This window comes from Cohnella yongneupensis (assembly GCF_042655785.1).
Classification (GTDB): Bacteria; Bacillota; Bacilli; order Paenibacillales; family Paenibacillaceae; genus Cohnella; species Cohnella yongneupensis.
Genome location: NZ_JBHSNC010000027.1, coordinates 36,818 through 58,536, shown reverse-complemented (window position 1 = coordinate 58,536; position 21,719 = coordinate 36,818). Strand labels below are relative to the sequence as shown.

Here is a 21,719-nt window from a genome sequence, read left to right as displayed (position 1 = left end):
TAGTAAATTGAAGGCGGGGATGCAGCATGAAAAAACTGAAATTGGCGGTTATTGGCGCAGGGGCGCGCGGTTTTCTAAGCTATATGCCTTATGTACAAAACCACCCGAACGAAGCCGAAATCGTAGCCGTTGCCGAGCCGGATGCTAAGCGGAGGGACGCCTTTACGAAATCATTCCGCTTAAACGAGAATCAGGTTTACCTTTCGTGGGAGCAACTGCTCGAACAACCGAAGATGTGCGACGCCTTGCTTATATGCACGCAAGATCGCATGCATTTCGAACCTACGATGCAAGCTTTGCGCAAGGGGTATCACGTTCTATTGGAAAAGCCGATGTCGGCAGATCCTTTGGAATGTGCGCTCATGACGGAAGAAGCTACAAAACAAGGACTGCTGCTGTCAATCTGCCATGTCTCGCGGTATACGCCATTCTGGCGGGAGCTGAAGAGCTTGATCGCGAACGGGCGAATCGGCGACGTCATCTCCATTCAACATAACGAGAACGTTGGTTACCTCCATTACGCGCATAGCTTCGTTAGAGGCAATTGGCGGAATTCCCACCTCTCCAGCCCGATGATTCTAGCCAAGTCTTGCCACGATATGGACTTGATCCGATGGCTAGTCGATTCAGAATGTACCAGGGTCAGCTCCTTCGGCTCCTTAAGCCACTTCCGGCTGGAAAACGCGCCGCCCGATTCGGCGGAACGCTGCACGGACGGCTGCGCGGTGGAATCGTCTTGCCCTTATTCCGCCCCAAGGTTCTACTTGCAAAATCTCGAAGATAATCCGTTTGCGAGATTAATCGCCGACCCGCCTACCGTAGACAACCGCATGAAAGCGATCAAGACCGGGCCGTACGGGAAGTGCGTCTACCGGACCGACAACAATGTCGTAGACCACCAAGTCGTGAACATGGAGTTCGAGAGCGGAGCGACCGTCATGTTCAGCATGTGCGGGCTTACGCGAGACATAAACCGAATCGTGCAAATCATGGGAACTAAGGGAGAGTTGCGGGGGGATCTCGTCAAAGGAGAAATCGATCTGTTCGAGTTTGCCGGAGGCGTTCGAACGCTCGTTCAGGCATCGACCGGGGAAGGCGGACATCAAGGCGGCGACGATGGGATTATGCGGCAATTCTTGTCCGATTTGCGGGAAATGCGCTACGAGAACAATCTTACTTCCGCCGAAGCGTCCCTCGAAAGCCATCTCATGGCGTTCGCGGCCGAGCAATCCCGCCTTCGCGGCGGGGAAGTCGTCGATATGAGAGCGTTCCGTTCCATGACAAAACCGAGGGAGTAAACAAAAATGAGGCTGCCTGCTCGCTTTCTAAAGATGGGGTACTCCGTGGGGAACCAATTGTTCTTCTTGTTTTTGGTTAGCATTATCGGTTTCGTTCTGATTACCGGTTACGGTTCGTACTACTCTTCCCAAAGCATTCTAAAGGAAAAATTGACCGACGCTTCGAAACAAACGATAACGCAAGCCGGCGAAAAGCTGGATCTACTTTATAACCAATATGACGAGAAAACCGAACAACTCGCCATCAACAATTTATTTCTTAAGGATGTTAGGGACTATTTAAGCTCGGATTTGCCCGACGTAGATAAAGCGCTGGCCAAAATTAAAATTCAATCCAAACTGGATGAGATGGTTGCCGTCGACGACTCGCTAGTGTCTATTCAACTGTACGACGCCGACGGACAATGGCTATTATCCGGTAGACAACCCGCGATAGCGAAAGAGGTTTCGCAAGAAAAGTGGTTTGCCGATATTCGATCCAACAATGGACATGCCGTCTGGCTGGAAACCCATCCCCAAGGCTATTCCAGCAACGGCGAAGAAGCCTCCATCGGTCTTGCCAGGGCATTAGGCAATCAAGGCGCTGGCGAGTTCCTGGGCGGTTTGCTCTATGAAATCAAGCTCGATTTGATCGGCAACGAATTAAACGCCGTCCGAATAGGAGACGATGGCGTCAAAATCGTCGCAACCGCGAGCAATGCAGTGATCTATAACAGCGCCGACCACAATAACGACAACGCCGCGTCTATGATGAACACAATTGTAAACAGGAGCTCCAATAGCGAGGAATCCGGTTTTGCCTACGTTAAAGACAGCAATGGAATCAATAATGCAATGGTCTTCACACGGTCGGAGAAGAACGGTTGGTACACTTTGGCCTACGTGCCGGTCAGCCAGTTCCTTCGCGAGACGCGTTCCATTTGGCACAATACGTTGCTCATCGCAGGGTTGTCGCTTTTATTGGCAATCGTCATGGGCTGGTGGATGGCCCGTCGATACGGCAAACCTTTAATTAAACTAAGAGAACTGATGAAAGCCGGAGAGAACGGCGACCTTCAGGTGCGCATGGTTTCCTCCAGGAAAGACGAAATCGGTCAGCTTGCAGCGAGCTTTAACGGCATGATGTCGCAGATTACCCGGTTCGTCCACAAATCGGCCGAATCGGCCAAACAAGTGCTTACCACTTCCGAAGAGCTGTTGCGGGTTTCGAAATCGACGGCCGCCTCGGCAGACCGGATGACGAGAGCGAACCGGGAAATCGCCTCGGGCTCTGCCGAGTTGTCTTCCGAAACCGACAAGGTGAGCGGAATGGCTTCAGAGACAACGACTCAGATGGGGTCGGTCATCCATAGCAGCGTTCAAATGGAGCAATCCGCGATCGAACTAAGGCAGGTAGGTCTTCAAGGCCAATCTCTAATGGTACAGCTACGCGGACAAACGACAGAGGTAGAAACGAAGACCCGCTTAATGGTGGAAAGAGTGGAAAAGTTAAAGGCAGGCAACCAGTCCGTCAAGCTCGTCATGAACAAGCTTTACGACATCGTGAAGCGAACGAATATTCTCGCCCTCAATGCCTCCATAGAGGCCCATCGATCCGGCGGCGCAGGTAAAGGGTTCATGGTCATTGCCGATGAAATTCGGAAGCTTGCGGAGCAATCGAAAGCGACGATCGAAGGAGTTGGGGACATCACCAATCAGATCCTTCATGATATCGATCGCACGGCTTTGCTAATGGGAGACACCTACCCTATTCTTACAAAGCAATCTCAATTGGTAATGAGCACGGACGACATTTTTCGAACGGTGCAAGAAAGGCAGAGCGGATTCCTTACGAATTTATCCGTCATGTCGGAAGTTCTTCAAACGATGGAGCAATCTCAGATCCAGTTGGCGACGGCCATGGAAAACGTAAGCGCCATATCGGAGCAATCTTATGCGACGTCCGTGGAAGTGGCGGCGCAAGGCGATATTCAATTGCAAATCAGCAATCGCCTATTGCAACTATCGGAACAGATGGCTGAGTTATCAAGCGGTCTTCAGCGAGACTTGGATCAGTTTACGTTTTAACGCTAAAAGCGGCAGTCCCCGGAATGACCAGGGACTGCCGCTTTTATTTACCTGCTATGCGCGAACTTTACCGCACGAATCCCGTTCGACCAGCTCCGTCTTCAAGCTGATATTCACTTCCGAGATATATTTGTTCGTAATGAGCTCCGTTATCATCTTAACGATCAACGGGCTAATATCGTACCTGAATCTTCTAACCGTCGTCAGCGGCGGCATCATGAACTCCGATAGCTTCAAATCGTCAAACCCGACGAGGGATACGTCCTTCGGAATTCTGAGCTTCAGCTCGGACAACCCCTTCATCGCTCCGAACGCGATCATGTCATTGAACGCGAATAGTGCCGTAATATCGGGCTGCTCGGCTAGCAAGCGCTTAACCGCCTGATAGCCGTGCGCCGGATCGAATGCGCCCATAAGCACGCTAGCTTCGTCCCATTCGAGACCTAATTCTTGAAAAGCTTCCTTACAGCCGCGCAGCCGGTTCTCGTTCACCAAATGCCGGCTTGGACCGGCAATCAAGCCGATCTTGCGATGGCCAAGCTCGTGCAAATAACGGACGACGTCGTATGCGCCTCTACGATTATCGTAATCGATAAAGTTCTGCGAGCCCTCATAGCTTCTGCCGTTCGTCACCAAATAAGGAATGCCTCGGTTAATGAGTTCGTCGACCAGCTTATCCTCTATGAACGGGTCGAACACGACCGCCGCGTCGATCTTCTTCTCGCTTAGCAACCGGTAGGCGGAAGAAGAAACCGCAAAATCCGCGGTATGGGTCGCCATATGAAACTGATGACCATGGGCTTCAAAGTGCTCCTTCAGGTCGTTCAGATCCGCGGAAGAAGCAGGATCATTGTCGAAGAAATCGTTCGCGTCGGGAACGAATACGGCAATGCTATAAGCGATTCCCGAAAGCTTCGACGGGGCGATGCCGGGCTTAATATACTCGTTCGCGACATCAAGCACCTTGCGCCTTGTTTCCTCGCTAAAATTCCCTTGGTTATTAATAATGCGAGAAACGGTGCTGACCGATACGTTGGCCTTTTCGGCTATTTCCTTGAGCTTGATGGACGATCTCCTCCGGTCCGGTACAACCTTATACTTTCATCTTAATGAGCGTTGGATGGAGAGTCAAATAGATAATGTCTCGCGACGATACCAAGGCAGACGCGAGAGCGGGGCTTGCACCTTGATTGTACTGGGTCCAACGACCACGCTCCCGTCATCCCCGATCCATGTTCCTACCGGGAATCGGATTTCCCGGCTGACGGATCCCTTCTCTAGTACGGGAGCAACTAGAATCGAGGCTCCGACCATGAATTGATCTTTAACGGACTCGTACCCTTGTCCCGGGAACACGAACTCCAACGCGCGCAAAATCGGAGTGCCTCTCCGCCCCGCTTCGTCCGCGAGTGCTAGCAGCTCCGGGCCGAGCTGTTCCCGCAATTTCACCGCATCCAGGCAGTATGAAGTCATCCGTTCGTCAAGCGCTTTCCATGGCGCCGTCGAAAATTGCATCATTGGGAACAACGCCGCGCATTGCGCATACCGGACGAATAGCTCCGGGTCGAATGCCGTTCCGCCTAAATCTCCGTCCCACCCGCCCCCGACCATGTCCGGACAATTGAACGCGAAGCCGACCAAACCTTGCGCGATCGCATTCGGTATGAGCGCCCGAATGCCGTCTTGTCCCCAAGTATGAGGCTTATCCCGCAAGCGTTGCATGAGCGGCGCTCCGCCCATCTTCCAGCTTGCGCGGTATTCGCTGAGCGGATAATGCAGTCCTAAGCGGCTATACGCGGCGCAATCCTCGTTCGGGATATTCGTTCCTCTCCATGTAAAGCCCGTAACCCATTCGCTGTTCGCGTCGCCCGCGGGGTCACCGGCATCGAATTTAAAGCCGTCGATGCCGTATAGCTCCACCAATTCGTCCAACGTGTCCTTAAACCACGTCCACGCTTCGGGATACGTATAATCCAACACCGCGCTACAGCCATTCCACCATCTTCGCAGCGCTGTCTTCCCTCTATCGTCGTTAACCAGATAACCTTGCTTAGCAAGCATTCTTCCCGTCCGGCTGTCCGGGCTGACATAAGGACATACCCATAGCATGACCTTGAATCCCATATCGTGCAGCTCGTCGACCATCTGCTTCGGATCGGGAAACCGGGCCGGGTGGAAGCTCCAAGTGCCGTAATCCTCCATCCAGTTATCATCGATTATGAGCACGCCCGGCGGGAACCCTTGGCGGACGATTTCCCGCGCGTAGTCGATCGTCTTCCGTTGCGTCGGCTCGTAATGCATTTCCATCCACGTGCAATATTGCGGCGCTGTTATCGCTAGCGGATCAGGCGTGCGTCCAAGCGCCGGAAAATATTCGCCGGCCGCCTCGTGGAAGGCTTCCTCGAGCGTATGATACTGCCCTTCGCGAAGGATTGCTTTATTGTCGCTATCGATGCTTATCGTGCCGGAACCGAATTTGAATTTAAAAGGCCTGTCGTGCCAAATGAATCTGCCTCTGTTCGATACGAGAAACGGCGCTCCGGAATTCTCCAATAAGTTTCTTAAATCATGCTCGATATCCTCCGTACCGTAAGGCATTCGAATGCCATCGTGAATAGCGCCGCCCCACCAAAGCTCATCCTTCAACACTGGAATTTCAATCGTTTTCGAGGTCATATCTGTTGTCCACCGCCGTCAGGAAATTTTTTGCGCAATTTATTTCTATATTAGCGTTTCCTGCTTTTCCCGTCAATGCGCAAACAAAAAACCGCGACCGGCGCGGTTTAAAGGTGGTCTATTTATTTCAACTTAACTGGCCTTTTTCCCGTAAGCTTCTGTCAACACCCCATAGGCATCGATTAATTGCTTACATTTTAATTCGTCGCCACCGACATCAGGATGATGAAGTTTCATTAAACTTCGATATTTTGAACGAATCACATTGAAATCAGTAGTATTCGTTGGGAGTTCCATAATCTGAAGCGCCCATTTATTCGGATTTGTAATTCTTTCATTGAAGTTTTTATGGGATTGCTTGTACGCATACTCTTCTTCGAAATTATTACTTTCACCATAATCATCTTGTTTTGATTGGCGTGACCTATTAAAATTGTCCCACTTTTCGTCCAGCTCTTGCCACATCTCATGCCAAGCGCTTTTAATTTCATTTTTAAATTCCTCAAACTCAGCCTTTCGTTTTCGTCTGCGCTCTTCTTCTTCTATCCGCTCTCGTTCGGGTCCGCCACCTGCAACCCATTTGTCAAAAACCGCACGCTCGAACATATACAACTCTTCTAAGAATGCTTCTCTATTCGATTTTTGATTAAGCCACGTTTGAAACATAGCGCGAATGTAATTGTCGGAAAAATTAGATTTTATAAACACTTTAACTTCATTTATGAAGGGACGTTGAACAATAACATGAATCACACATATACCCGTGGCAATAGGCAAAATAAAATAATAATTAGGTTCTCCTGAAATAAACAGAAAAAAGAGGGTCCAAAGCGCATTAGAATACCAAAGCGCGTCGCCCTTTAAGCGAGTGATCCTATAGGCTTTCAGCGTCTTATTCTTTTCAAATAATAAGATGTACCAAAACATCCAACAACCGATTAGAGGCCTCATAAGCATCTCCCTTCATATTCCAACCTTTATATGGCTCTTATACATAGAATCACGTTTTTCCACAAACCTACCTCCGTTCGGTCAAAGAACGGTTCAATCTCGCTTTCATCTCCTCGTTCCGGTCAAGCAGCGGCAACAGCTGCTTACGCGTTTGTGCAATCGGTCAACTGCCGATGCGTACTGATTTCTAGAACGAGGGCTTGATTCCCTGCCGGACGCGGTCGAAACGGCGGAATTGTTGTCGGATCTTGCTTCTGATGGTTAGTTGCTTATCTCTTTTATTTTACGTACCAAGTTCGCATTAACCGCTTCTTGTAGACCAGCGCATAACTCGATTCGGTCGGCGCCTCCTGCAGCGGCTTGCAGAATATCTTCCGTGGATGTAGCGATCACTTCGATAATCACTAAAGCAGCGCTCCTTCTTTCTTCACGAGTTCTATTTAAATTAACAAACTTTCGGATCCTTCTAGTGCAGCCCGTCTTCCGATGCCAACACGAAACAAAAACCCGTCAGCTCATTTAGAGAAGCTGACGGGCTCTTACGACCTTTTACCGAAACGCCGAATTCAACTTCACCGGATTTGCCATAATCCTACGAATTAATGACCGCTATGGCATCCATTTGAATCAGGAATCCTTGGCTGACGCCGGTAATCGCTCTTGCAGGGTACGGAGCTGAAAAATACTCCTTGTAGTACTCGTTAAACCTGTCAAAATCAGCGCCAGGCTCCAGAAAAACGGTAACTTTGACGACATCGCTCATTTTCGCTCCAGCTGCTTCCAGGATGGCTTTTACGTTCTCCAATGTTCGCCTGGCTTGATACTCCAGCGTATCGCTGTTACAAAATCCCGTATCGGGTTCGAAGGGGCCTTGCCCTGCGACGTACACGGTATTACCGACTTTGATAGCCTGAGAATACGGCATTGTGCCCGGTTGCTGCGCTTTGTCCGTTAAAATGACTTCTTTCATTTGTACTCCGCTTGATATCTGCTGATCAACTCCGAAATGTTAATTCCGTTAATCGTTAACCCCTCAATCTCGCAATTCTCGATGGAGACGTTCTTCAGATTGCAAGACTTGATCGTACTGCCCGCCATATCGCACTGTTCGAATCGAATCGGACGCTGCTCGCCTTGATCGTCCCGATAAGCCGGATGTCCGACGGGCGGCAAGCCGATACCGTGTATGTAAGCGCCGCCCAGCTGCGCCTCGAAGATTTCGAGATCGGACAAGTTCGCGTCCTTGATGAGAACGCCGGACATATTGATGTTAGTAAACTTGGATTCGCTTAATTCGACGCAATCGAACTCGGACCCTTTAATAAACGAATACCGTACTTTCAGCTTCTCGTTCTGATTATTAAGTTCCATCGCTTATACCTCCACAATCGATTTGGCGAGAACGACCGGAAAATGCAGCTCGATTACCGATTCGCCGTTGTCCGGTCCCCTATACTTGCAGTCATAGCGTTCGTACTCATAATCGTCGATTGCATTATACTCCGAATGCCCGCGCCAGCTTCCATGGAAGAAGCCCCATGCTTCATGGATGTCCGCAACCTGTCCGCGATAGGTAACGACGGCGAATTCGCCGGCGGGGATCGTGCGCTCGATCATTCCGTCCGGGATCGGACTTCCGTCATTCTCCGCAATCTCGACGCCGGCCAAATATAAGAAGTTCTGACCCGGGCCAAAGGGCGGCGCGTACGTAAATAGACCGAACGACTCCTCGCTATCGTTCGCAATACTCCGCTCTTTGCGAAGAGCGTGGAACGCTTCCCAGATCGCTGGGATCGCCTCCGCTGCCTGTTCTCCGTCTTGCTGCGCCACGAACCGCTCGATCCCGATAATCCGGCGCGACGGCTCAGCGACAATATCGATGCTCTCGATATGCTGAAAGCGGTCCGTCTCGAGCGCCTCCGCATGCTTGATCGGCGCGTAGATGTCATAATCGAAAAAGTCGATTTCCGAACGGGGGATGTCGAACGGATTGACCGGATTCAGCCGGTTGGCCTCGAAGCCGAACGAGCCTTCCGTTACGTCCCGTTCGATTCCTTCCTGCTCGAACCATTGATTTAGGAAGGCATACCCGTCTTCCATCCGGCTTCCATTGCCGCGGATTGTCAGCTTGGCGTATTTGCGCGCCGGAAGGATGATCGTTTCCAGCCCGTCCGGAAGCTCCTCGAACCCACTTACCTCAACGCCGGTCCACAGCTCCCGCACGCCGGTCGCCCACTGCCATTCCGGGATGAATACAAGCCCGTAGTCCTCATTCTTCACGGACGAGTGACCGCCAAGCAGCTCCCGTATCCCTCGCCATGCCTTGCGCGTGCCTTCACCGCTTTGCTCCGAACGAATGACCGCCGCTTTCATCTCCGGCATTTCCACGATACGTACCCTCATTGCCCCCATAACCTCCCGATCGTTAGGATTGAACGACATTCTGCGTAATCATAATGATATTGCCGTCCTCGTCGCGAATATTGAAATAAGACACCGAAGGCAGCTTCTGAATGTCGAGTACGACCTCGAACCCGTGACCGACGGCTTCGCGCTTCGCCCGCTCGATGTCGTACGTATCCAGCTTTAGCAGCAAAGGACCTCGTTCCGGCACCGGCACGTTGTCCATGCCATTCGAGTCCAGCATCAGATGCGTACCGTTATCGAGTCGGAACAGATGCAGATGACCGTATCTATCCTCTTCCCGAACCTCCAGCCCCATCAGCTTGCTGTATCGGTCCACGGCCCGCTCCAGGTTTCTAACCCACAGTATGGCCGAGTCGATCTTGGACTGGATGCTGCAGTGGGCTCTGCCACCGTCAACGCCGCCGAAAGCGAGATGATAGCCATCGGGATCCTCGACGACGAACTCCTTCCACGGCCCGAAGTCCGGATAAATGACCGGTTCCCTGGCGAACTTGGCTCCCTTGCTCTTGAATTCCTCGTACAAACTATCAAGCCCCGCCCATGTCTCGGTGTAGCCTTGCACATCGATGCCCGTGTCCGCTCCGCTTTCCGGAGGGTTCGGAACCGGCCTGAAGCCCTCCGGCGCCTGATGCAGCTTTAGCGCCATGCCGTTCAGTCCGTCCCGCTCCGCCCACCAGTCGGTTACGTTGAAGCCAAGTACTTCCCGGTAATACTGCCGCGAACGGGCGATGTCGGATACTGCAAGCACGCTAAGCGAACTGCCAATCTGTCTTCCCATTTACGATCGCCTCCTAGACCAATAACTATGGAAGTATGCGAATATACATTCGCCTTTTTTGATGGAAAATCCTTCAAGGCTTTTAAATTAATAAATTAAATATTCACAAAAAGACCCTTACCCGTCATTGCCGACGTTAAGGGTCTCCACTCACTTATTACCGCTAGATTCATAAAGAAAATCTACGATATGTTTAACTTCTACCTTTTCATTCGTCCCGTACTTCTCTACGCCCAGTTTCATTTGCAGAAGACACCCGGGGTTGCTCGTCAGCAAATAGCGAGCGTTGGTTTGGTTAGCGTGCTCCATTTTGTGCTCCAAAATTTGATCCGCCATATCCGGCTGCATCACGTTGTAGATCCCTGCCGAACCGCAGCATCTATCCGCTTCCTTCATCTCGATGAACTGCACGTTCGCGACGCGTTTGATCAATTGCCTAGGAGCATTCGCCCCCTTCATTACGTTGCGCAAATGACAAGAATCTTGGTACGTTACCTTCAGAGGCATCGAGTCTGGTTCTATCGGTTCGGAGAACTTCGGCAACCGTCCGAATTGAAGCAGCAATTGGCTAATATCAATGACACGCGAAGCAAATCGCTTGCCTGGCTCATGGAATTCAGGATCATCGTGCAGCAGATGGTCATATCCGACCAACTGCGCACCGCACCCGCCGGCATTCGAAACGATATAGGCAATGCCCGCTTCCTCGAAAGCTTTCACGTTTACGCGTGCCAGCTCCCTCGCCAAGTCCATCTCGCCACTATGCGCATGAAGGGCACCGCAGCAGGTTTGCTGTTCGGGAATGACCACTTCAAAGCCCGCTTCCGTCAGCAATTTAACCGTATTAACGTTAGTTCCAGCGAACAACACATCCATAATACAGCCCCGAAATAACGCAACTCGGGCTATCGGATCGCCTTTGGCCGGAATGATCCTTCCAAGCTGCTCAACCACGCCTTTCCCGGTCCCATCCGGTAAGATCCGTTCCATCTCTCGCAGATGCTTCGGGAAAACCTTCATCAACCCGCTCGCCCTTACGATCGCCCGAACACCTGACTTTTGGTAGACGGTTAACGCTCTCCCCAGCCATTTCAACCGGTTACGATGGGGAAACATGCCTTTAAACATGAGCTTTCGAATACCCGTGACTGGTGCACTATGATGCGCATGATCCTCAATGGCGTCGCGAGCCTGCTCGATCAATTGACCGTATTTCACGTCCGCGGGACACGCCGGTTCGCACGCTCTGCATCCGAGACAATGGCTCATCTGCTCCTGAAACGTTTGATCCGGCTTCATAATACCGTCCGCAACAGCCTTCATCAACGCGATGCGTCCTCTCGGCGATTCCGCTTCCAAGCCAGTCTCGCGAAAGGTTGGGCATGCAGGCAAGCAGAACCCGCAACGCATACAATTCGTCAGCTGTTCGTAGTCTAGCTTTGTTACCAATGTACCCGTTAACGATCCCTGCGCCCTATTCATTTGGCTCGGTGCGTGACGTTCGGACACGATCGATCACCACTCTTTTTCTTGTTTCTTTAGCGAACACTTTGCCGGGATTAAGCAAGTTGTGCGGGTCGAACGCCAGCTTGATCCCGCGCATGACGGCAATGCCGACCGCTCCGATTTTCCACTCCAGATACGGCGCTTTGACAAGTCCGACCCCGTGCTCCCCTGTGATCGTACCTCCGAGCGAGATCGCCGCCTCGAATATTTCCTCGAACGCAAGCTCTACGCGATGTACTTCCTCATGGTCCCGTGCATCGGTGGTCGCCGTAGGATGAAGATTGCCGTCGCCGGCATGACCGAAGGTAGCGATTTGTACGTTGTATTTGTTTGCAATTTCATTAATACGCAGCACCATGTCCGCGATTCGGGAACGAGGAACCGTCGCATCCTCCAAGATCGTCGTCGGCCGTAGCCTTGCTAACGCAGTAAAGGCGCTTCGCCTTGCCGTTAACAGCTTTTCCGCTTGTTCCCGATCTTCGGCCACTTCTATGCGACTTGCTCCCTCCGACTCGCATATCGATCGAATTTGATCGATGTCGCGTTCCACCGTCTCTGAATCGCCGTCCTGCTCGATTAACAGAATCGCAGCAACGTCATGCGGGAGACCCAGCTTCGCGTAATCGTCCACTACCCGAATCGTTGCGTTATCCATAATTTCGAGCGTGGCGGGAATAATTCTATGCTCGATAATTCGGGACACTGTTCTTGCCGCGCTATACAGATCCATATACATCGCTAGCATCGTCTTTTTACTCTTCGGCGGAGGGATAAGCTTCAAGGTCGCTTCCGTAATAATGGCGAGCGTACCCTCCGATCCGACAAGCAGCTTGGTTAAGTCATACCCCGCTACGTCTTTCATCAATTTTCCGCCGGTACGAATGATCTCTCCGTTGGCCAGAACGGCCTCGAGCCCGAGCACATAGTCTTTGGTCGTACCATATTTAAGACCGCGCAACCCCCCGGAGCTCTCTGCGATATTGCCGCCGATCGTTGAGATCTTCATGCTGCTCGGATCCGGCGGATAAAATAATCCCATAGATTCGATGTGGCTCGTAAACTCCGCCGTAATAATTCCCGTCTGAACCGTGGCCGTCAGGTTCTCTTGATCTACCTCTAGTATCCGATTCATCCGATGCATGACCATGACGACGCCGCCTTGCACGGGAACCGTTCCTCCGCATAGGTTCGAAGCAGAGCCGCGAGACACGACGGGGATACGATGAACGGACAGCACCTTCATAATGTCTGCCACTTGATTCGTAGTCTTCGGGTAGATTACTCCATCGGGCAAGCTTTGCAGCATCGGCGTCCCATCGTAGGAGTGCGTGACAAGAGCCTCCGGATCGTCTCGATAATAGGACTCACCGACGATTTGCCGCAGTTGTCTCGTAACAATCGGGTCTATCATAACGGTATCGTATTTCCCGAACGGTTGGATTCCAATGCGGCGGTAAACAAGGCATGGCTTCCCGCCGCCTCCTCCGGAGTCGCGCATCGAAACGGTTGCAGCATTCCGTCGCTGCCGTTCGCGAGCTCATCGCAGAACGCCGCCCACATCTGTAGAATGGAGTCCGAAAAACCGAACTCGAAGATTCCTCCCGTTATCGTGCCGTATGCCGATTTATATGGAACGTCCGTTACATGCCAAGCTTGAGCGCCTCCAGGAACATAGGGCAGCGAGGCGACCTGTTTCGGATTTTTGGTCGTAAACTCCGCGGAAAAATCGGTGCCTTGAATTCGAATGAACCACGTGTTGGCATGTCCTGGGGCAATTCGTTTCGTTGATAGTACCATTGGAAAATGCTGCGTCTCCGTTTGCACATCGCAAGCAAGAATCGCGTTATCCCACGTTTCGCAAGGGGCCATTCCGCCTCGTCCATCCGGTCGCTTTTCTACGATTTTGTTGAGTAAAGCCCTCACATTGCGCGGTTTCCACCCGAATCTTAGCGGCAAATGCAACACATGAAGACCAAGATCACCCATACAACCGTACTCGCCGTTAGTCTCGATCCGTCGCTTCCAGTTAATCGGCTTAGTCGGATCAAGGTCGCTGGAATGCCAGAAACCGGCTTCCACCTCTATAATGCGACCGAATCGTCCTTCGTTAACCCATTTCGTTATCTGCATCGCGCCTGGGAAGAACGGAAACTCGGACGAGCTACGAACAACGACCTGCGGATGCTCTTTAATCGTTTGCAGTATGCTCGCGTTCGCTTCCTTATCGATTCCGAACGGCTTTTCTCCTAGCAAATGCTTGCCGGCACGAATAATATCTTCGTAGATTTGTCGGTGCAAATTATGCGGGACTGCGCAATAGATCGCATCCACGTCAGCATTAGCGAGCATATCCTTGTAGTCTACGTATACGTATTTAACGCTGGGCACCGCTTGAACGAACCATGCCGAAGCAGCGGGATTGGCATCGCACACCGCTATAATTTGGGGTTCGAAGTTCACGTCGGTCAGGTGGCACCAGCGCGCTGCGGCGCTAGCGAATTCCTTGCCCATCAAGCCGCATCCGATGACGCCGAAGCGGATAATCTTTTTCTCCAACTTATCAGCCGCCATATTACACGCCTCCTCTGTTCAAAATAGCCAATGCCATCTCTGCCGATGCTCCTTTATGAACGACTTGCATAAGCGCTTTAGTCATGCGTGCCGGGGCCGGATGCTGGATGACGTTCCGTCCGTAGACGATGCCCGCTGCCCCTTGTCCCATCAGTCGAACGGTGCGGTTTACGATTTCTTCGTCCGAGGCGCGCCCGCCCCCGCGCACGAGAACCGGCACTCCCGAAGCGACTTCAATTACGCGATGGTATTCTTCGATGTTATCGCAAGGGTCGGCTTTAATGACATCCGCGCCAAGCTCGACGGCTTGACGAACAAGCGGCATTATTTTGTTAATATCTCCGTCTACCATATATCCGCCCTTGGCTTCATTCGGCAGCATGACTAGCGGTTCAACCATAAGAACCATTCCGTACCGCTCGGCATCGCTCTTTAACTTCATCACGTTTTTGACGCATTGATAGTGCAGCTCCGGCTGGTCGGGCAACAACAACAGGTTTACGCATACGGCAACGGCGTCCAGGCGTACGGCATGTTCGATTGCATTGTCGATCGTTTCGCTGAACAGATACCGCGGCAACCGCGCACCGTAAATATTCGCGGCATCCGTACGGAGGACGAGTCCCGGCTTATGTTTCCCAGGGATATCTTGCAGGTGCTTTGCCTGTCCTACGCTTAATTGGATACAATCCGGATTCGCTTGAACGACCGTCTCGACGGCCTGCTTCATGTCCTCAATAGAAGCTAAGAAGGACTGTTCGTTAAAAAAACCGTGATCGATCGCTACATCGAAGCATTTCCCTTCCTCGCTGAACATTCGTTTCAATCGTGCTTTTGTACTCATCCCTAACACCTCTCCAATAGTTGTATGAATCGTTCGTACGCTTCTTCCCAAGGCAAATCTATTTGAGGCTCATACACGATTACCGGAAAAGATTCCTTCACGAGCCTGCGAGCATCCGCAAGATTAAGACAATGACCCGATGTAATAAGCTGCGTAAGCACATTGCCGATCGCGCTTGCCTCGATCGGTCCGACCCATACGGGACGTCCAATGGCACCTGCAGTCAATTGGCAGAGCAATTCATTCTGACTACCGCCTCCGACCATATGCAGACCGCCGAATCTATTACCCGTTAGTTGTTCCAATTCCTCAAGCGTATATCGGTACCGCAGCGCCAAGCTCTCTATCACGCAACGGATCACTTCGCCTTTGCTTATCGGAACATGTTGTCCGGTTTCCCGGCAGAACGCTTGAATGGTGTCCACCATGCTATTCGGGGAGTAGAACCGTAGATCATCCGGATTGATCAAGCAAGAGAATGCCGGAGCCTCCCGGGCTTGAAGCGCGAGTTCGGAATAACTGATCGCATTGCCGGCTTCCTCCCATTCGCGCTTGCATTCCTGAATAATCCATAATCCCATGATGGATTTCAGCAGCTGTACGGTCCCATAAGCACCGCCCTCATTGGAAAACGTCAGCTTCGCGGACTCCGCGTTTATTAATGGCTCGGTAAGCTCCGTTCCGAGCAGGTTCCACGTACCGCACACCAGATAAGCGAAGGGCTCGTCACCTGCCGGTATGGCTACTACGGCCGAGGCCGTGTCATGAGCTGCGGCGATCACGTCGATCGGAACAACGCCTAATTCTGCGCACACATTCGCCGTGAGAGGGCCAATGATCTCGCCGGGTTGGATCGGATCGGAAAATATCCGGGACGGGATCGAAAGCGAGTCCATAAGGGCCGTATTCCAAGCACGATTAACCGGATGTAACAATTGCGTTGTCGTCGCCATCGTGTATTCATTCGTTCGCCGACCTGTCAGTAAATAAGCGAGCAGATCGGAGATCATCAGAAAATGCTCTGCAACGCCTAACTGCACCGACCTTGCCTGACTCATCGCAAAGAGTTGATAGATCGTATTAAACGGCATATTTTGCAGCCCGGTTTGTTCATACAACTCGTCAGCGCCGATTCGTGCATTGATTCGTTCGATCATACCGTCGGTTTGTCGGTCTCTGTAGTGATAGGGATTGCCAAGCAGCTCGCCGTTCGCGTCCAATAACCCGAAGTCAACGCCCCACGTATCGACTCCGATCGTCTCCGGCCGGTAACCCGCTTGATGGGCTTTACGAATTCCGGTCTTCACCTCATGCAGCAGACGCAAAATGTCCCAATGCAAATGATCTCCCACATGAATAGCGTGATTGGGGAATCGATGAATCTCCTGCATCCCAAGCTTCGGAGTCGTACCTTCATCGCTAATCAGCTCACCAATGAAGGCTCGCCCGCTGCCCGCGCCAAGGTCAAAAGCGAGTACAGTCGATAGCCTACTCATCCAATTACCCTCATTTCTTTCCTAACAGTCCTATCGCTTCGCTAAGCTTCAGACCGTCTCGCGGGATATATTGTCGCCAGTACATGATCGAGGCTTCCATTTTCCGCAATACATCATTGTTGGATTCACTAGTTCCAGAGAAGATTTCAAGCGTTAAGTAGATATCCTCGCATCTCGGCGGCATCCCTGCTTCTTCAGGTCTTTTATAGGCTTTCTCCAGAGCTCTTAATAGCGGTTCGCCGAAAATAAGTCCATCCTTGTTACAGGCTTCCGTGAATGGTTGATGCGCCGATGAGGTCCCCGTAGTCTGCTGTAAGTGCACGATAGGCGAGTATGCCCCTAACTCTTCTATCCACCGGTATGTATCGCTGTCATGGGCTTCAGCAAACAGATACGGATAGTCATCCATCAGTTCGTTGATGCGATTCAAATAAGCAGTTTGCTCATGAATCGGTGACATGCACATCTCCACGAACAATTCATAAGCTGCATACGGGCCCACCCATAACGGTCGCAGTGTGCCGTCCTGTCTATTGCGTTCTGCCTCTTGTTGGATTTTCTTAATTTCCGGTCTGCGGAATTTATGCTGACCGCTCTGATGACCCGTATCCAGCGTCAAATAGAACGGAGACGCAGACTTGCGGAATACTTCCCTTAATAATTTCTTAGAGCCTTCGATCGTCCACGGAATTTGATGAGGCGTGTACATTTGCTCGACGCTCGGTGCACGAATGCCTAGCTCTCGGCAATGTACGGAAATTTCAGCTAATCTAGCATACAAATCCTCTTCTCTTTCTTTGTAGGCACTTGGAATTTGCAGCGTGGCGTCCGCGAATGCATGACAATAAAATCCGAGTCCCGCTCCTACGCTTGCAGCGATATTCGCCATCGGATAGATCCACTCGTGCTGAATCCGGTCGCGGATCGACTTATCGTGATGCGCCAGCCCTAGCGTCGTATACGTTCCATGTCCCGAGTACATGTTCGCGACTTTTACTCCGGTCTTGTCCGTCTGGACATTAACTTCTCGCACCCAGTTTTCCAAGTACTCCTTGCTCATGTACAGAGGATCGCATTCGTTGTCCGCGCTTGCTTCTACATAAGCAATGTCCATGGCCTGCAATAAGGTCATCCATTCCGCGGGTTTGGTCCACCGCTTGGAGGCAAAACAATTATCTACGACCAAATACAATTTGGGATCCATTCGTTACACCACCCTCAATTAATTTGGTAACACCACCCTTTTATTATTGGTCTTTTATTTGTTTTTGTCTACACTTTATTTTGTTTTGTTTGTTTAATTAACAAAAACAAAGAAATATTGCGGTTTTATTGTCCCCACTTCTTGATTTTCTTAAGTAAATCGACTATGTTACAGATGTATACTAAACCGAGGTGAGCGACGTGTCCGTTCATGACCGAAAAAACAAAATATTATCCCAACTAAAACAACACGGCATAGTACGCGTGGCAGAGTTAAGCCCCCTGCTCGGCGTTACGGATGAGACCATCCGCAAGGACCTCGATCTATTAAGCCAGGAAGGCAAATTGCAACGGACGCACGGAGGCGCTATTTCGTTATCGGAACCCCTTTCGCTTACCCCGCATTTAGAAAGGGAGCATACGAACGTAGAGCTCAAGATGGCTATCGCCGAAATCGCGTTGAAGCATATTCAACCCCATGACACGATCGCGATCGATGGAAGTACCTCGGTAACCTATTTAGCCAAAATCATTCCGGATATTCCGCTAACCGTACTTACGAATTCCATGAAGGTAGCGTTTGAGCTGAGCAACCGCGAGCATATTAACGTCATCGCCGTCGGCGGCAACTTGCTTCGTAAATCCCATTCCTTCCACGGGGCCGTCACGGAACGGGTCTTGAAAGAATACCACGTCAATAAAGCCTTTTTGTCTTGCACCGGACTTCACGTCGACAGAGGATTTAGCGATTCAAACGAAGCGCATGCCTCCGTGAAGCAGCGAATGATCGAAATCGCGGACTCCGTCTATTTTCTCGTCGATAGCAGCAAATTGGGCGTTAAGGATTTAGTTCAAATTGCGCCGATTGGCGACATCGACTATTTGATTACCGATAGCCAAGCCGATGCCGAATACATCAATAAGCTTAGAGAAGCCGGGCTTAAGGTTATCACGCAAGCTTAAAAAGCGGTTACCACACCTAATTCGTGTGATAACCGCTTTTCTTTATTACCGCTTCAACTAAAGTTGAAATTTCTCCCAAGGGCCAATGGCGGTTCGATTTGCGATCAATGCCGCTGCACCCGCATTTTCCGCGCAAACGTATTGGTTATTCACTACTGCTTGGAGAGAGAAAGTGCCGTCGCTATTATTAATCCATATAAATTTCTGCGCCGTCCCGATCGTTGATGAATTGGCGATCAAGCTTGCGGAAGAGGAAGCAGTCACATACATATTGTTGACTGCTTTGAGCGCGATCGCTCCGCCTCCGGCATCGACAACAACGAACTGCTCCCATCCGCCTGCGGCAGGTGCATTGGCAATAAGGGGACTTGCGCCGGCAGAATCCGCGCATACGAATTTACCGTTAACAATCGCTTTGAAAGTAATCGTCTGTCCGATAGGCACGCCGCTCGCTACTGCTCCGTTGCCCAGCGATCTTTGAGTTCCGTTTACTGTGATCGTCTTAGTCCCTTGATTCGCCGTACCGGTCAGTTGCGCGAAACTGTAGCTTCCAAGCGGTTTGGCTGTCCTTTCGACGATATAATTCGTGTTTGCCGCCGTCGAGATATTGAATTGGTTGCTGGAAGTCGTCAAGATGATCGCGTTGTCCGATAGTCTTCTAACCTGAACCTGCTGCGTACCCCATGGATTAACGATCGCGGTTGAGTTGCCGAATTGGCTCCGGATGCCCACATACTTAATTTCTCCGGCTTCCTTCTCTGAGCTGACCAAGAATCCGCCGCTCGCAAGCAGGGTAAATTTCGCATTCATCGTCGCGTCGCTCGGCAGTCCCGGGAACACACGGATTTTATCGCCATAGCTTTGAAGCAATGACTCGTTCATGGCGATCAAATTCACGCCCATGTATTCAAATTCGCCATTCGTATTCATCGTGCGTCCGTTTGCAAGGTCTTGATAGCGTTGGACCATCATCTTCATGCCCAAATACGCTTCGTCGCCAAGACCCAATCTTGCGGCCTGAATCGGAGCCGGATCCCAAATGTTGTTGATCCCATACGGATTTGGCCGGCTATTATAGTTGTTAATGATCATTTGCTGATCCGAATAACCAATACCGCTAACGGAATACGGCCAAGCCAGTTCGAGGACTACGTTCTCGTTGTTCCGGTTCTGCGAAAGCGGCGGAGTATGCGGGAAATACTTAGTCGAGTCATTCGGATCTACGGGATACGCAACTAAGTTGTTCAAAATGTTCTGCCACTGCGTGCGTAAAGTGCTGTCTAGACCGAGCTGCTGACTGACTTGAATAGCGACGGGGAATAGCGCTCTTACGGCCGCTAAGTCAACGATCGCATTTTGTACGTCCCAATGCTGTTCGTGCGAATTAGAAGAAGCCATATAGTACTTGCCTGTTCCGCTATTGAAACTTAGCTTCGCCGAATAAAATTTCGCCGCTTCCTTCATGAAGGGATATGCCGTATTGCTTAAATAACTAGCATCGTTGGTGTATTTGTACTGCGCATACATGTTTAACGAAGCTTCTGCGGCGGTCGACATGATATCCTGCGTGTAATCGCTATTAATCGTATGTCTGGCATTGCCGTCAAACCCCATCGTCTCGGGCAGCCAAATACCGTCGATCCCATATCGGGTCATCGTATACGACTTTAACGTATTGAAGTTTCGAGCATACAAGTTGTTGAACATATTCACGATCTCCGCATGGTTGGACGCGAGGAACGAATGATAGAGATCGCGTTGGTTCCAGTACCAGTAGGCATGCCCCCATTTGCCCGCGTCGTCGTCATTCACGCCGCTAAAAGCACCGTTAACGAAATGACTCGGATAATTTCCATAACTGCCTGCCGCGATCATGTAAGTACTTAAGTAGTAGAAGTTCTCGAGATAGTCGGCGTCTCCCGATGCGTTAGCGTATTGAACGAAAGATTTGTTCCAAAAATCGTGCCACCAGTTTTTGAAGTTATTTAATGTCGTTGCATACCCGGTGCTCTTAACGCTGTTAAGCAAACTCTTCGCTTGCGTTATTGAATCGTTGCTTGGCGCATTTATCCGGCTTGCGACGGATATCCATATCGTGTAGCTTGAGGTCGGAGTAATGTTCAAACGAACTTTACTGCCGCCCACGGATTGGGTCGTGAAGCTCGCTCCTTCTACCGTTGCGGCCATCGTGTAGCCGAATTTGTTCGCATCGGTCTGTCCGCGGCTAAAACCTACGACAGTTGGATCCACGAAGGTCGTTACCGTCTTCCAAGTATTCAGATCCGGCACGTCGCCGCCATTAGGAAGCGTGCTAACGTCCCACAGGCTTAGATCAAGCGTTACGTTCGACACGCCGGTACGAGTATCATCCACGTGGATGCCCATGACTTCGGAGTTCGGAGAACCCATGACCGTAATCGTTCGATTATTGTCGTACTTAGTCGTTGAAATGCCATCATATAACGATAGCCTTTGCTGATAACTTGAATAGCTTGAATCGAAGCCAGGATTGGAAGTTAGGTTGACCAACCCTTCCGAAGCCCAGCCCTGCTCGGAAGCGTCCACGCCCTGCAGCTGCATCGTAAGGCCGCCTGTCGTATTCCACACTTGCGCGCCTACGCGACCGTTTCCTACCGTCATTCCGCTTTTGGAATTCGTAACCGGAGAATTAAATACGAGATCGTTTTTTGACAAATAGGATGCATAATCAACACTCAACTTGCCACCGTTCGTATCGAACGATTGCGATGTCGGACTAGCCTCCGCCATTGGAGCTACGAACAAACATGCAGCCACCAAGCTGCTTGCTGCCGCCACGCTCACGAGGCGTTGTTTCCAATTCTTTTTGCGAACCATAACTATTCCTCCTTGTCATTTTAAACACTTGCAGAAGTTGAAAAACCTCGCCACCTTTGCCTAGAGGAAAGCCTGCCGCCACT

General features: G+C 51.0%; 18 protein-coding genes. 3 read left to right on the top strand and 15 right to left on the bottom strand.

Annotation, left to right across the window (positions count from 1 at the left end; all coding sequences use genetic code 11):
• Positions 1-26 precede the first annotated feature (26 nt).
• Both ACFPQ4_RS09330 and ACFPQ4_RS09325 read left to right on the top strand, forming a co-directional pair.
• On the top strand, positions 27-1,298 hold the full coding sequence (locus ACFPQ4_RS09330) for a Gfo/Idh/MocA family protein (protein ID WP_378111545.1): 1,272 nt from the start codon (positions 27-29) through the stop codon (positions 1,296-1,298).
• 45 nt (positions 1,299-1,343) lie between these two features.
• On the top strand, positions 1,344-3,365 hold the full coding sequence (locus tag ACFPQ4_RS09325) for a methyl-accepting chemotaxis protein (protein ID WP_378111544.1): 2,022 nt from the start codon (positions 1,344-1,346) through the stop codon (positions 3,363-3,365).
• A gap of 54 nt (positions 3,366-3,419) precedes the next feature.
• On the opposite strand, the gene ACFPQ4_RS09320 is transcribed toward ACFPQ4_RS09325, so the two are convergent.
• From ACFPQ4_RS09320 to ACFPQ4_RS09255, 14 genes are all read right to left on the bottom strand, one after another.
• A complete protein-coding gene (locus ACFPQ4_RS09320) occupies positions 3,420-4,430 on the bottom strand; it encodes a LacI family DNA-binding transcriptional regulator (RefSeq protein WP_378111689.1) in 1,011 nt (336 codons plus the stop codon).
• A 63-nt stretch (positions 4,431-4,493) separates the two neighbouring features.
• Complete coding sequence (locus ACFPQ4_RS09315; RefSeq protein ID WP_378111543.1) at positions 4,494-6,041, bottom strand: glycoside hydrolase family 31 protein; 1,548 nt, start codon at positions 6,039-6,041, stop codon at positions 4,494-4,496.
• A 132-nt stretch (positions 6,042-6,173) separates the two neighbouring features.
• Positions 6,174-6,992 (bottom strand): hypothetical protein, encoded by an 819-nt coding sequence (locus ACFPQ4_RS09310; protein ID WP_378111542.1) that lies wholly within the window; start codon positions 6,990-6,992, stop codon positions 6,174-6,176.
• Between the two features lie 261 nt (positions 6,993-7,253).
• Positions 7,254-7,397 (bottom strand): copper homeostasis protein CutC, encoded by a 144-nt coding sequence (locus tag ACFPQ4_RS09305; RefSeq protein ID WP_378111541.1) that lies wholly within the window; start codon positions 7,395-7,397, stop codon positions 7,254-7,256.
• A gap of 187 nt (positions 7,398-7,584) precedes the next feature.
• On the bottom strand, positions 7,585-7,962 hold the full coding sequence (locus tag ACFPQ4_RS09300; protein WP_378111540.1) for a RidA family protein: 378 nt from the start codon (positions 7,960-7,962) through the stop codon (positions 7,585-7,587).
• Complete coding sequence (locus ACFPQ4_RS09295; protein WP_378111539.1) at positions 7,959-8,363, bottom strand: pentapeptide repeat-containing protein; 405 nt, start codon at positions 8,361-8,363, stop codon at positions 7,959-7,961. The genes ACFPQ4_RS09300 and ACFPQ4_RS09295 overlap by 4 nt, the downstream gene beginning before the upstream one ends.
• A 3-nt stretch (positions 8,364-8,366) precedes the next feature.
• A complete protein-coding gene (locus tag ACFPQ4_RS09290) occupies positions 8,367-9,395 on the bottom strand; it encodes a GyrI-like domain-containing protein (RefSeq protein ID WP_378111538.1) in 1,029 nt (342 codons plus the stop codon).
• Between the two features lie 22 nt (positions 9,396-9,417).
• Positions 9,418-10,197, bottom strand: a complete 780-nt coding sequence (locus ACFPQ4_RS09285; RefSeq protein WP_378111537.1) for a VOC family protein — start codon at positions 10,195-10,197, stop codon at positions 9,418-9,420.
• Between the two features lie 150 nt (positions 10,198-10,347).
• Positions 10,348-11,679, bottom strand: coding sequence for a (Fe-S)-binding protein (locus ACFPQ4_RS09280; RefSeq protein WP_378111688.1), 1,332 nt, complete (start codon positions 11,677-11,679; stop codon positions 10,348-10,350).
• Complete coding sequence (locus ACFPQ4_RS09275) at positions 11,672-13,114, bottom strand: FAD-binding oxidoreductase (RefSeq protein ID WP_378111536.1); 1,443 nt, start codon at positions 13,112-13,114, stop codon at positions 11,672-11,674. Before ACFPQ4_RS09275 ends, ACFPQ4_RS09280 begins: the two co-directional genes overlap by 8 nt.
• A complete protein-coding gene (locus ACFPQ4_RS09270; RefSeq protein ID WP_378111535.1) occupies positions 13,111-14,274 on the bottom strand; it encodes a Gfo/Idh/MocA family protein in 1,164 nt (387 codons plus the stop codon). Before ACFPQ4_RS09270 ends, ACFPQ4_RS09275 begins: the two co-directional genes overlap by 4 nt.
• Before the next feature lies 1 nt (position 14,275).
• Positions 14,276-15,118 (bottom strand): class I fructose-bisphosphate aldolase, encoded by an 843-nt coding sequence (locus ACFPQ4_RS09265; RefSeq protein WP_378111533.1) that lies wholly within the window; start codon positions 15,116-15,118, stop codon positions 14,276-14,278.
• A 2-nt stretch (positions 15,119-15,120) separates the two neighbouring features.
• The gene (locus tag ACFPQ4_RS09260; protein ID WP_378111532.1) at positions 15,121-16,614 is read right to left on the bottom strand and encodes a rhamnulokinase; all 1,494 of its coding nucleotides are present in this window, start codon (positions 16,612-16,614) and stop codon (positions 15,121-15,123) included.
• 10 nt (positions 16,615-16,624) lie between these two features.
• Entirely contained in the window at positions 16,625-17,818 is a 1,194-nt protein-coding gene (locus ACFPQ4_RS09255; protein ID WP_378111531.1) for an apurinic/apyrimidinic endonuclease family protein, read from the bottom strand.
• Positions 17,819-18,009: 191 nt separating this feature from the next.
• Here ACFPQ4_RS09255 and ACFPQ4_RS09250 point away from each other — a divergent pair, with 191 nt between their 5' ends.
• Entirely contained in the window at positions 18,010-18,780 is a 771-nt protein-coding gene (locus ACFPQ4_RS09250) for a DeoR/GlpR family DNA-binding transcription regulator (RefSeq protein ID WP_378111529.1), read from the top strand.
• A 57-nt stretch (positions 18,781-18,837) separates the two neighbouring features.
• On the opposite strand, the gene ACFPQ4_RS09245 is transcribed toward ACFPQ4_RS09250, so the two are convergent.
• Entirely contained in the window at positions 18,838-21,636 is a 2,799-nt protein-coding gene (locus ACFPQ4_RS09245; RefSeq protein WP_378111528.1) for a glycosyl hydrolase family 95 catalytic domain-containing protein, read from the bottom strand.
• Between the last annotated feature and the right edge of the window lie 83 nt (positions 21,637-21,719).